Source organism: Providencia sp. PROV269, assembly GCF_028477785.1.
GTDB lineage: Bacteria > Pseudomonadota > Gammaproteobacteria > Enterobacterales > Enterobacteriaceae > Providencia > Providencia rettgeri.
Genome location: NZ_JAMPLV010000004.1, coordinates 123,006 through 135,960, shown reverse-complemented (window position 1 = coordinate 135,960; position 12,955 = coordinate 123,006). Strand labels below are relative to the sequence as shown.

The following is a 12,955-nucleotide window of genomic DNA, read 5'->3' as shown; positions in this document are numbered from 1 at the left end:
GACTGGCGATATCTTCCCATTAATACTTCTTTTTCGTTGTTTTCAAAGAAATTTCCCCTTTCTTAAATTTTCTTTCTTATAATAGGCCTGAAACCTATATTCCCTTGCGTTAAAACAAGGTGAACATCATGGCGATAAGATAGGATATTAATATCGTTTTATATAAGAAATAGGTTATATAACATATTCATTTTACGAGGTTTACCGTATGTCTCATTCTCAAAGTGGTATTTTGAAAGAACATAGCCGTTTTGGTATTTTTATTGAAGCGCAAGTGCAAGAGGGATCTCTGGATGAAATTAAGTCTGGATGTAAAAGCTTTGTCGAGGCTTTAACTAAATTACAAGCCCAATACCCAGATGACCGCCTCGGCGCGGTTATCGCGTTTGGCTCTGACATCTGGAAACAGCTCGGTAAGACAAATAGTGCCCCTGAATTGAAACCATTTCGCACGCTAGGTAAAGGACTCGCTCCTGCCACTCAACGGGATATGTTTATTCATATTCAATCACTGCGCCACGATATTAACTTTTCATTAGCACAGGCGGCTTTAAAAGCATTTGGTAAATCTATCTCTGTGGTTGAAGAAATCCATGGCTTCCGTTGGGTAGATGATAGAGATTTAAGTGGTTTTATTGATGGAACCGAAAATCCGCAAGGGGAAGAAATTGCGGAGGTCACATTAATCGAAGACGGTGAAGATAAAGGCGGAAGCTATGTTTTAGTCCAACGCTATGAACACGATTTAAGAAAATGGGATCGTTTTTCGGAACATGAACAAGAAAAAATGATTGGTCGGACGAAAAAAGACAGTATTGAGCTGGACGAAGATGCCCGTAATGTTACCTCTCATGTTTCCCGTGTGGTTATTGAAGAAGAAGGTGAAGAGCTTGAAGTTATGCGTCACAGCTTGCCATATGGAACAGCAAGCGGTAAGCACGGCTTATTCTTTGTGGCTTATTGTGCAAGATTACACAATATCGAACAGCAATTATTAAGTATGTTTGGTGAAAAAGACGGCAAATACGATGATTTGTTGCGAATGACGAAAGCGGTATCGGGCAGTTATTACTATGCTCCATCAATAGAGTCATTGCTGTCTTTATAAGTTTACTCGTCATACTTTGCGTTACAGTGCTGTTAGGTAGGTTAGATTGCCTTAGTCACATACTCTAGTATGCTCCTAGGGCTAATCTTCCTTGCCGCCTAGCTGTAACACAAATTATTTAGAGTAACTGTTTATACTTAGCAATTTAAACATAATGATTTGTATTTATTCTATTATTATTAGCCCGTTATCATTAATGCCTACTTACTACCTAGTAATGATTTAACTTATAGAATGCTCCTCCATTGAGTAATATTCATATCACTAACTAATTAAAAAATCAGTTAATTTTCCTGCTTATGACGTTCATTTCTTTGTTATTCTAATTTGATATATAAAAAGGTGATTGATAGCTACACAGTTATAACCAAAACATATACAGTGGTTCCAATGTCAGCCATTTGGGTTTAGTTACGAACAGGTGTGGAATGAAAAAATCATTTTTGAAAAAAACGGCACTCGCAAGTTTGGCAACAGTCTCATTACTCGGCAGCTCGCCACTAATTGCAGCTGAACTGCTTAACAGTTCTTATGATATTGCACGTGAACTATTTGTGGCGTTGAACCCATCATTTGAAAAACAGTGGAATGAGGCTCACCCTGACGACAAACTAACGATTAAACAATCACACGCAGGCTCATCAAAGCAAGCCTTAGCGATTTTACAAGGGTTAAAAGCAGATGTGGTGACCTACAACCAAGTCACCGATGTGCAAATTTTGCATGATAAAGGCAATTTGATCCCAGCAGACTGGCAAGCTCGCTTGCCAAATAATAGCTCACCGTATTATTCAACAATGGCGTTTTTAGTTCGTAAAGGAAACCCGAAAGGAATTAAAACGTGGGATGATTTGGTCCGCGAAGATGTCAAATTAATCTTCCCAAATCCAAAGACTTCAGGAAATGGTCGTTATACCTACCTTGCTGCATGGGGGGCTTTTAATCAAGAAAATAAAGGTGATAAAGCGAAAACCCGTGAGCAAATGAAACAGTTTTTGAAAAATGTCGAGGTATTTGATACCGGAGGGCGTGGTGCAACAACGTCATTTATTGAGCGAGAGCTTGGTGACGTCCTGATTAGCTTTGAATCTGAAGTGAATAATATTCGCTCTCAGTATGGTGAATCAGACTATGAAGTTATTGTGCCACCAGTGGATATTTTAGCAGAATTCCCTGTCGCTTGGGTCGACAAAAATGTACAAAAAAATGGGACTGAAGACGTCGCTAAAGCTTACTTAAATTATCTCTATAGCCCACAGGCGCAAGAAATCATCACTCAGTATAATTATCGGGTGAATGATAAAGCGGTAATGAATGCGAATAAGGATAAATTTCCTGAAACTCAGCTGTTTACGGTTGAATCTCAATTTGAGAGCTGGCCAAAAGTGATGGATGTTCATTTCGTCACTGGTGGGGAATTTGACAAATTAATGGCAGAAGGGCGCCGTTAATGAATCGTTCAGGAAAGCGCTTTTTGCCGGGTTTTGGGCTAACGCTAGGTAGCAGTCTGTTCTATACGTGTTTGATTTTGCTATTACCCATGAGTGCATTGGTGATTCAATTATCAGAAATGACATGGCAGCAATACTGGGCCGTCATAAGTTACCCGCAAGTGGTTGCTGCGTATAAAGTGACGTTACTGTCAGCGTTAGTCGCAAGTCTGTTTAATGCGGTATTTGGCATGCTATTAGCTTGGATTTTAACGCGTTATCGCTTTCCTGGGCGTTTGTTTTTAGATGGTTTAGTGGATTTACCCTTTGCATTACCTACCGCTGTGGCGGGGCTAACATTAGCAACCTTATTTGCAACCTCAGGGTGGTATGGGCAATATCTGCACCAGTTTGATATTAAAGTTGTTAATACTTGGCTGGGAATTGCGGTTGCAATGGCATTCACCAGTATTCCGTTTGTTGTGCGTACGGTTCAACCAGTGTTGGAAGAGCTCGGCCCTGAGTACGAAGAAGCTGCTCAGACTCTAGGTGCAAGCCGTTGGCAAACTTTTCGTAGAGTGGTATTACCGGAGCTTTCACCAGCCTTATTAGCCGGAACGGTTTTATCCTTTACGCGTAGTTTAGGTGAGTTTGGCGCCATTATATTTATTGCGGGTAATATTGCGTGGCAAACCGAGGTTGTTTCATTAATGATTTTTAGTCAATTACAACAATTTGATTATCCGGCCGCCAGTGCTGTCGCCTCAGTTATTTTAGCGGTTTCATTGTTACTGTTATTTAGTGTCAATTTAGTACAAAGCCGCTTCGGTAAACGGTTAGGAGGTAAGTAATGGCGCAAATTACCCCCATTCATACTGCTAGCCGTACCCAAATAAACTGGGGGAAATGGCTATTAATAGCGATAGGTTTATTGTTTTCACTTTTACTATTAGTTATTCCAATTGTTTGGATATTTATTACAGCTTTTCAAAAAGGGTTAGATGCTGTTTTACTGAATTTGGCAGACTCTGATATGCTACATGCCATTGGTTTAACAGTATTAATTGCTTTAATTACGGTTCCGGTAAATTTAGTCTTTGGTACCATGATGGCGTGGTTAGTGACGCGATTTCAGTTTCCTGGTCGCCAATTATTACTAACCCTAGTTGATATTCCGTTTGCGGTTTCACCTGTTGTTGCAGGTTTGCTGTACTTACTTTTTTATGGCTCAAACAGTTGGTTTGGTGGATGGCTTGAAGGTTTTGACATCCAACTGATGTTTTCATGGCCCGGTATGGCATTGGTGACTATTTTTGTCACTTGCCCATTTGTGGTACGTGAGTTAGTCCCGCTAATGTTAAGTCAGGGTAGCCAAGAAGATGAAGCGGCGGTTTTACTTGGGGCCTCAGGATGGAAGATGTTTTGGCGTGTGACATTACCTAATATCCGCTGGGCATTGTTGTATGGGGTTGTTCTAACTAACGCCCGCGCGATCGGTGAATTTGGTGCGGTTTCGGTGGTCTCAGGGGCTATTCGCGGTGAAACATACACCTTACCATTGCAAGTTGAATTATTGCATCAGGATTATAATACGGTGGGCGCATTTACGGCCGCAGGGATCCTCGCACTAATGGCAATTATCACCTTAATTCTTAAAAGTGCATTGCAGTGGCATTTGAGTCGCCAGCAATCTGAATCAGGAGTCCATTAATCATGAGTATTGAAATTGAAAAAATCGGTAAATTATTTGGTAAAACCCAAGTACTTAACGATATTTCACTGGATATTGCATCGGGTGAAATGGTTGCCCTATTAGGGCCTTCCGGTTCAGGAAAAACAACCTTATTGCGGATTATTGCAGGGCTTGAGCAACAAAGTCAGGGGCTATTACGTTTTCATGGTCACGATGTCAGTAAAATCCATGCTAAAGATAGGCATGTTGGCTTTGTATTTCAACACTATGCACTATTTCGCCACATGACAGTGTTTGATAATGTAGCCTTTGGTTTAACTGTCTTACCAAGAAAACAGCGCCCATCCGCTCAGGCTATTAAAGATAAAGTAACAAAATTGCTAGAAATGGTTCAACTCGGTCATTTAGCTTCACGTTACCCTGCACAACTTTCAGGGGGGCAAAAACAGCGAGTGGCATTAGCAAGAGCTTTAGCCGTTGATCCACAAATTTTATTATTGGATGAACCTTTTGGCGCGCTCGACGCACAAGTACGTATTGAATTACGCCGTTGGTTACGTCAATTACATGATGAATTAAAATTTACCAGTGTTTTTGTGACTCATGACCAAGAAGAAGCCATGGAAGTTGCAGACAGAGTGGTGGTGATGAGCCAAGGTCATATCGAGCAAGTTGGCACACCGAGTGATATATGGCAGCGCCCAGAAACACGATTTGTCCTTGAATTTATGGGGGAAGTCAACCAAATCTCTGCCCATATCAAAGGTTCAACATTAAATATCGGTGGCTATGACTTTCCACTGAACCACACTAGTGTTCAACAAGGAGAAGTCGACGTATTTTTACGTCCTTGGGATATCTCATTACAAGCTGAAGTGGATGAGCAGCACCGTTTACCTGTAAGGGTCACGGAATCGGGGCCAAGAGGGCATTTTTGGCAATTAACCGTTCAACCGTTAGGTTGGGGGAAAGAGCCGTTGTCAGTGATTTGGCAGTCTGAGAAAACAATACCCACTCGAGGTGAACGTTACTTTTTAGGTAGCCAGCAGGCAAAGATTTATCAAGGTGATCAGGCGTTAATTTTTCCACAACTCGCTGAAAGTGCATGAATATAAAATTCAATAATTTATAACACTAATAAATATATTATTGGTGTTACCTTCTCTATTACTTTCTAGGTATATTCCCGATGATTAGACTTTATATTAAAAATATTAAGTCTAATCTCTCTATGTTTAATTTTCGCATAACCATTTGATATCAAATAATTAATTATTATATTTTTATGGGAAATATAACTGGCAATTCTATAAACTTATTGTAATATAATATATCAATTAGCTATATCAGAAATGGTAATTAAGATAATCTATTTTTCTAATATTAATGTGAAGAGATTTCAATTTTTACATTTCAATATTGGGGTAATATCTTATCTCTATTCTTTCTTATTTATATATAAAAATTATAAGGATGGTAAAGTGTCGGCTCTGGAACAGTTTATCGGTAATACCCCATTAGTAAAACTTCAGCGTTTAACACAAGGGATTGAAGCTGAAATTTGGGTAAAACTTGAAGGCAATAACCCCGCGGGTTCAGTGAAAGATCGTGCGGCATTTTCAATGATTAATGAAGCGCAATTACGGGGTGAAATTAAGCCAGGCGATACGCTAATTGAAGCGACTAGCGGTAATACCGGTATCGCCCTCGCGATGATAGCCGCAGTAAAAGGCTACAAATTAAAATTACTCATGCCAGATAACATGAGTAAAGAGCGACAAGCCTCTATGCAAGCTTATGGTGCAGAACTTATCTTAGTAAGTACGGCTGTCGGTATGGAAGGTGCACGGGATCTCGCTAAAGAAATGGAGCAGCGAGGAGAGGGGAAAGTTTTAGACCAATTTAATAACCCTGATAACCCATTAGCCCATTTTAAAACAACGGGTCCTGAAATTTGGCAGCAAACTCACGGCGCAATTACCCATTTTGTGTCGAGTATGGGAACCACGGGGACCATTACAGGGGTTAGCCGCTATTTAAAATCCCAGTCAGCGGACGTGCACATTGTTGGCTTACAACCTGCTGAAAAAAGCCAAATTCCGGGTATTAGGCGCTGGTCACCGGGTTACTTGCCCGGCATCTTCGATAGCTCATTAGTTGATAGCGTACTGGACATCAACCAGCAAGAAGCCGAAGAAACCATGAGAGCCTTAGCGAAGGTTGAAGGTATCTTTTGTGGTGTGAGCTCAGGTGGAGCGGTTGCCGGTGCTTTAAAAGTGGCTCAAGCTAACCCAGGAGCGGTGATTGTGGCAGTCATTTGCGACCGAGGAGACCGATATTTATCAACAGGTGTATTTAATGAGTGAGATAATTTAATTGCCACTGGCGTGCAATAAAGTACCCCATCAATGAAAAACCATCAGGCAAGCCTGATGGTTTAAACTAAATATAGGTAGTTGAGTTATTTCTTAATACGCATGACGACAGTTTCACCCACTGTCACTGAGCCCGTCAGTTTGTTTAGCTCTTTGATTTCGTCCATATTAGAAATGACAACCGGAGTTAGAACCGATTTTGCTTTCTCTTCTAATAGTGCTAAATCAAACTCAATGATTAAATCACCTTTTTTCACTGCTTGACCTTCTTCGGCGATGCGTTTAAAACCCTCACCTTTAAGCTCAACAGTATCAATACCGAAGTGAACAAATAGTTCTATGCCATCATCTGATTCAATAGAAAACGCATGGTTAGTTTCAAAGATTTTACCAATTGTACCGTCTACAGGGGCAACGATTTTGTTACCTGCGGGTTTAATCGCAATACCGTCACCTACAATTTTTTCTGCGAACACAACGTCTGGAACATCTTCAATATTGACTATTTCACCCGATAAAGGCGCGATAATCTCAATACTGCCACTGCTACTTTTGTCTTCCGAAACGAGTGATTTCAGTTTGTCAAACAGACCCATGGACCTTCTCCTAATCGTTTTATATGGGACCGAACTAATGTGCTGTTCTTAGCATAACGTTTTTTCTTGGATAAAGGTATCTACAAGTTTCATCAATTCATCGGCTGTTGGTTGAGCAAGTGCTTGTTCAGCCAAAGCTTGAGTATCAGTAAAGCTCGCATTGCGAATTAGCTTTTTGATACGTGGAATTGAAATTGCGCTCATACTAAATTCATCCAGCCCCATGCCAAGTAGCAATAAGGTTGCACGCTCATCTCCAGCTAACTCCCCACACATCCCAGTCCATTTACCTTCAGCGTGTGATGCATCGATCACTTGCTTAATTAAGTTTAGGACAGCAGGTGACATCGGGTTGTAAAGATGAGAAATCAGTTCATTACCACGGTCGACCGCTAAAGTGTATTGAGTGAGATCGTTCGTCCCAATACTAAAGAAATCAACTTCTTTTGCCAAATGGCGAGCAATAACAGCAGCTGCTGGCGTTTCAACCATCACACCGACTTCAATTGACTCGTCAAAAGCCTTACCTTCTTCACGTAACTGAGCTTTCAGCATTTCTAGCTCTGCTTTTAGTTCACGAACTTCTTCAACGGAAATGACCATTGGGAACATAATACGCAGTTTACCAAATTTAGAGGCTCTTAAAATAGCTCTTAATTGTGAGTGTAAGATTTCTTTGCGATCAAGACAAATACGAATTGCACGCCAGCCGAGGAATGGGTTCTCTTCTTTCGGTAAATTCATGTATGGCAGGTCTTTATCACCGCCGATATCCATAGTGCGGACAATAACGGCTTGGCTGCCCATCGCTTCTGCAACTGCTTTATATGCCTGGAATTGTTCTTCTTCAGTAGGAAGAGAGTCTCTATCCATGAATAAAAATTCAGTACGATAGAGGCCAACGCCTTCTGCGCCATTGCGTTCTGCTCCGGCAACATCACGCACGGTACCAATGTTGGCACAAACTTCAACTTGATGACCATCAAGGGTGATAGCTGGCAAATCTTTTAATTTTGCGAGCTCTTCTTTTTCTTGAAGATATTCATCACGGAAGGCTTTCAGTTTGTCAATTTCGGTTTCAGATGGGTTCAAGTGGATAGTGTTGTTGACACCATCTAACACAATGAAATCGCCATTTTTAATTTTACTGGTGGCATCGCTCGTACCGACAATGGCAGGTAACTCAAGGGAACGCGCCATAATTGAGGTATGCGATGTACGGCCACCTAAATCAGTAATAAACCCTAATACTTTATCTAAATTCAGCTGGGCGGTTTCTGAAGGGGTTAAATCCGCAGCGACTAAAATAACTTCTTCGCTGATTGCACTTAAATCAACGATAGGAATATTTAAGATGTTTTTTAATAAACGTTTACCAATATCGCGTACGTCAGCGGCACGCTCTTTAAGGTATTCATCGTCAAGAGATTCAAGTGCTTGGGCTTGGTCTTCAATAACGGAATATGCAGCTGCATCAGCAGTTTTTTTATCACCTTTGATTAAAGAGACAATTTCTTGTTCCAGCTCTTCATCTTCCAGCAGCATGATATGACCTTCAAAAATCTCAGCTTTTTCGGCTCCAAGATTTTTTTCGGCTTTCTCTTTAATCAAATTGAGTTGTTCGGCTGATTTGTTACGACCCTCAATAAAACGAGCGATTTCTTTATCAACCTGATCGTCAGCGATTTTTTTTGTGCTAACAACGATAGGATCTTCTTTGAGGATTAAAGCCTGACCAAAAGCAAAACCCGGGGATACTAAAATTCCTGAAATCATAATATTACCTTACTGCTGCTAGTGCTGGGAGTTCTGATGTTGCAGAGACGACAATAAATATAGCTGATTATACAAATGTCCCCGAATGAGATCACTCAGGGACATTGAATGAAATCAGTAAACGCTATATTCGTGCGAAATTATTCTAATTCGCCCATCAGTTTAACTAAATGCTCAACGGCTTCTTTTTCATCTTCGCCTTCAGCTGAAATTGTCACTACTGTGCCTTGTGTTAGGCCTAAGGTTTGTAATTTAAACAAACTTTTCGCACTAGCGGATTTACCACCAGAGATTAAAGAAATATCGGAAGAGAATGCTTTTGCTTCTTTTACGAATTGAGCTGCAGGACGAGTATGTAGACCATTTGGTGCCGTAATAGTAACTTCTTGCTGAAACATAGTATTTCCTCAATAACTTTCGTTTTTTTAATTACCCAGCCAATTGTAGATGAAATAGACTAGGTTTGCGTATAAGTTAGATTATTAACTTGAAAAAAGGTTTCCTACTTTGTGCGGTATCAACCCTTTTTCTGCTTTTCTTGCGAACTCGTGACTTTTTCTCGTTGGCAAATTATTTTACTTGGCCTAGAGGTTGGCTAAAAAGTGATTAATTTCGAGGTGCAAAATAATTACTATGTTTAATACTAAACCCCGAATTAGAAATCATCTCCATCCGTGCTAAAGTTTGATCCATGCCACAAAAAAAGCACCATTTAGGTGCTTTTTTAACGATATTGTAACGAAATTATGTTATTCAGCGGAAATGTCAGCAAACAGGACAGTTGACAGATAACGCTCACCTGAAGAAGGTAAAATAACGACAATATTTTTACCTTTATAAGCAGGGTCAGCGGCAATCTTAGTGGCAGCAGCAATTGCTGCACCTGATGAAATCCCTGCGAGAATACCTTCTTTTTCCATCAGCTCGCGTGCGGTTTTAATCGCTTCGTCATCACTGATTTGAATGACTTTATCAAGTAATTTTAAATCTAAGTTACCTGGAATAAACCCAGCGCCGATCCCTTGTATTTTGTGAGGACCCGGCTTAATTTCTTCGCCCGCCAAAGCTTGGGTAATGACAGGAGATGTTTCGGGTTCAACAGCGACGATAGTCACATCTTTACCTTTGGTATTTTTCAGATACTTTGCAATACCGGTAATTGTCCCACCCGTACCGACACCTGCGACTACAACATCTACATTGCCATCGGTATCTTCCCAAATTTCAGGCCCTGTGGTTTTTTCATGAATTTCAGGGTTTGCTGGGTTATTAAACTGTTGAAGTAATAGGTATTTTTTAGGGTTACTATTCACTATCTCTTCAGCTTTAGCTATCGCACCTTTCATGCCTTTTGCACCCTCGGTTAAAACGAGGTTGGCACCCAATGCTTTGAGCAGTTTACGGCGTTCAATGCTCATAGTTTCAGGCATGGTTAACGTCAATTTATAACCTCTTGCCGCAGCCACATAGGCTAAAGCGATACCCGTATTACCACTGGTTGGCTCAACTAATTCTTTATCTTTGTTGAGGATACCTTTTTTTTCTGCATCCCAAATCATGTTCGCACCAATACGGCACTTAACACTGAAGCTTGGGTTGCGAGATTCCACTTTTGCTAAAATATTGCCATTACCAAAATGCTTTAAACGGACAAGAGGGGTGTGGCCAATGGTCAACGAGTTATCATCATAAATTTTGCTCATGGGATATCCTTAAAATCGGTTAGCCGGTAATGTAATCGGTATTAATAAAAAAATAATCAGATGGATTCAACATACGTTAAGAACAAATTAATGCAAATATGATTTGAGTATAAGCTTATAACGTAATGCTATTTTAGATCCAATTGTTCTAAGAAATTTCGCTGAAAAGAAGTGAAGTATTCGATAAGAGAAAGGCGCAGGCGATAAGCCTGCGCAATAATTGGTATACAATAATTGATAAAATTAGTAACGTGCGTAACGCTCACGATACCGGTCAACCCACATCAATGTTGCACCACAGACAGCAACAGGCATGATCACTAAGTTGACAAAAGGCACCATCATTAACAGGCTAACGACACCACCAAATTGAACATTTCTCATTCGTTCTTTGGCAAGCGCTTGCTTCATTTCACTGAAACCAACACGATGGTTATCAAACGGATAATCGCAATATTGAATTGACATCATCCAAGCACCAAATAAAAACCACAGTACCGGAGCGACAGTTTGGCCAATACCAGGTATGAAAAATAGGATTAATAACCCAATAGCGCGAGGCAAGTAGTAACCGATTCGGACAAACTCGCGTTTTATCATACGAGGAACATCTTTTAATAACTCAGCCACACCCGTATCTGGCGATGGTTTACCCGTTAGCTCAGCTTCGAGTTTCTCTGATAGCCAACCGTTAAAAGGCGCCGCGATAATATTAGCAACCGTACTAAAGAAATAGGTAAATACGAGCAGTATTGAGATAACGGCGATTGGCCAAATAACATAGTCGAGCCATTGTAGCCAGTCAGGAACGTAACTCATCACTTGGTTTATCCAGCCACCAAGCTTGGTATATAACCACCAAAATGCGCCGCCTAAGAATAAAATATTGGCTAATAGGGGCAAAATAACAAAACGTTTAATACCGGGACGAGTGATTAATCTCCACCCTTGTGTAAAATAATAAAAACCGGAATGGTCTTTTTGTGTCGAAAATGTCGATTGGGTCATACTTCTTGTTCTCTCCTTTTCGGTTGACCATGTATCATATAGATATGAAATTAGGCTGACTAGCCATTATTCGCTTAAAAAAGCAGCAAATGAAAGCGGAATATTCTCTTTCTTGTAAGAAAATCGTTCTGGGGGTTGCACTTAGAGCAATTGAGAAATAATCTTAGGGTAGTTTCCGCCGTATTGGCATTATCATTCATCAACTAGAGATAGCAGCGATGCAGGATTTGCGTCTGATATTAGTGGTCGTAGGTGCGATAGCGATTGTCGCTTTATTACTGCATGGTTTATGGACCAGCCGTAAAGAGCGCTCAAAGTTATTTCGCGATAGACCCGTAAAACGTAGAAAAAACGATATGCAAGAGAATTCATCAGAATATGATGATTCCGCATTATTTACTGAAAATCAACCTACTCAGCAAGCGCCTGTTCACCCCGCTGCGACTGAGCCTGTATATCCGGTAAAAAATGAGTCTCCAGTTGAACCTAATATACAGCCACAGGCATCGGTTGAACCTGACATTATTATGAATATGGAGCCAGAGGCTAAATCGCCAGTTCATAATGAGCCTACGATGCACCAACGTACTGAACCTGTTCATGTACCTGAGCAACTCACCATTAATATGAGTGAGGAAGTGGCTATTGAGCCAGAAGTTCGTACTCAGCCAGTCATTGGTACTGCCGCTGAGCCGCATATTGATTCAACTAAATTGAGCGAAGAGCCTCAGCCGAGTACCTATGAACAAGAGACGCAGCATATTGAGAAGAAAGCTGAGCCGCAGGAAAATTCTGCTACAACAAGTAGCAAGGAGACAGTCCTGGTACTTCACGTAGCAGCTCTTCAAGGACAAGAACTTCAAGGTGAATTGTTACTGCAGAGTATTTTACAAGCCGGTTTCCAATTTGGGGAAATGAAAATATTCCACCGTCATGTGAATCCGTCTGGTACAGGGCCTGTGCTGTTTAGCTTAGCTAACATGGTAAAGCCGGGCTCATTTGACCCTGAGACAATGGCGGACTTTACCACCCCAGGGGTTTCCATGTTTATGATGGTACCGTCTTACGGTGATGCAGGGCAAAATTTCAAACTGATGTTGCAAGCGGCTCAACGTATCGCATCAGATGCGGGAGGGGTTGTTCTTGATGACGAACGCAAAATGCTGACACCTCAAAAAATAGAGGTGTATCATGCACGAATTAGAAACACACTAAGTTAAGTAAACATTGAACAAAACCCCCATTAATTGGGGGTTTTTTATCTGT

General features: G+C 40.8%; 12 protein-coding genes. 7 read left to right on the top strand and 5 right to left on the bottom strand.

The annotated features are described in order from the left end of the window. The first annotated feature begins 208 nt into the window (after nucleotides 1–208). From PR683_RS07080 to cysM, 6 genes are all read left to right on the top strand, one after another. The gene (locus tag PR683_RS07080) at nucleotides 209–1,108 is read left to right on the top strand and encodes a Dyp-type peroxidase (RefSeq protein ID WP_109911485.1); all 900 of its coding nucleotides are present in this window, start codon (nucleotides 209–211) and stop codon (nucleotides 1,106–1,108) included. Nucleotides 1,109–1,536: 428 nt separating this feature from the next. Then, a complete protein-coding gene (locus tag PR683_RS07075) occupies nucleotides 1,537–2,559 on the top strand; it encodes a sulfate ABC transporter substrate-binding protein (protein ID WP_109911486.1) in 1,023 nt (340 codons plus the stop codon). Continuing rightward, nucleotides 2,559–3,389, top strand: coding sequence for a sulfate/thiosulfate ABC transporter permease CysT (gene cysT / locus PR683_RS07070; RefSeq protein WP_004912608.1), 831 nt, complete (start codon nucleotides 2,559–2,561; stop codon nucleotides 3,387–3,389). The genes PR683_RS07075 and cysT overlap by 1 nt, the downstream gene beginning before the upstream one ends. Then, entirely contained in the window at nucleotides 3,389–4,249 is an 861-nt protein-coding gene (cysW, locus tag PR683_RS07065; protein ID WP_109911487.1) for a sulfate/thiosulfate ABC transporter permease CysW, read from the top strand. The genes cysT and cysW overlap by 1 nt, the downstream gene beginning before the upstream one ends. 2 nt (nucleotides 4,250–4,251) lie before the next feature. Further along, nucleotides 4,252–5,340 (top strand): sulfate/thiosulfate ABC transporter ATP-binding protein CysA, encoded by a 1,089-nt coding sequence (cysA, locus tag PR683_RS07060; RefSeq protein ID WP_109911488.1) that lies wholly within the window; start codon nucleotides 4,252–4,254, stop codon nucleotides 5,338–5,340. Between the two features lie 372 nt (nucleotides 5,341–5,712). Next, nucleotides 5,713–6,597, top strand: coding sequence for a cysteine synthase CysM (cysM, locus tag PR683_RS07055; protein WP_117162421.1), 885 nt, complete (start codon nucleotides 5,713–5,715; stop codon nucleotides 6,595–6,597). A 95-nt stretch (nucleotides 6,598–6,692) separates the two neighbouring features. Here cysM and crr read toward each other — a convergent pair whose 3' ends face one another. From crr to cysZ, 5 genes are all read right to left on the bottom strand, one after another. Continuing rightward, complete coding sequence (crr, locus tag PR683_RS07050) at nucleotides 6,693–7,202, bottom strand: PTS glucose transporter subunit IIA (protein ID WP_004912598.1); 510 nt, start codon at nucleotides 7,200–7,202, stop codon at nucleotides 6,693–6,695. A gap of 48 nt (nucleotides 7,203–7,250) precedes the next feature. Next, entirely contained in the window at nucleotides 7,251–8,978 is a 1,728-nt protein-coding gene (ptsI, locus tag PR683_RS07045; RefSeq protein WP_004912596.1) for a phosphoenolpyruvate-protein phosphotransferase PtsI, read from the bottom strand. A gap of 140 nt (nucleotides 8,979–9,118) precedes the next feature. Then, complete coding sequence (gene ptsH, locus PR683_RS07040; RefSeq protein ID WP_004264876.1) at nucleotides 9,119–9,376, bottom strand: phosphocarrier protein Hpr; 258 nt, start codon at nucleotides 9,374–9,376, stop codon at nucleotides 9,119–9,121. 351 nt (nucleotides 9,377–9,727) lie between these two features. Further along, nucleotides 9,728–10,681, bottom strand: a complete 954-nt coding sequence (gene cysK, locus PR683_RS07035; RefSeq protein ID WP_004912592.1) for a cysteine synthase A — start codon at nucleotides 10,679–10,681, stop codon at nucleotides 9,728–9,730. Between the two features lie 243 nt (nucleotides 10,682–10,924). Then, a complete protein-coding gene (cysZ, locus tag PR683_RS07030; protein WP_109911490.1) occupies nucleotides 10,925–11,689 on the bottom strand; it encodes a sulfate transporter CysZ in 765 nt (254 codons plus the stop codon). 218 nt (nucleotides 11,690–11,907) lie between these two features. Here cysZ and zipA point away from each other — a divergent pair, with 218 nt between their 5' ends. Beyond that, nucleotides 11,908–12,909, top strand: a complete 1,002-nt coding sequence (gene zipA / locus PR683_RS07025; protein WP_109911491.1) for a cell division protein ZipA — start codon at nucleotides 11,908–11,910, stop codon at nucleotides 12,907–12,909. The last annotated feature ends 46 nt before the right edge of the window (nucleotides 12,910–12,955 follow it).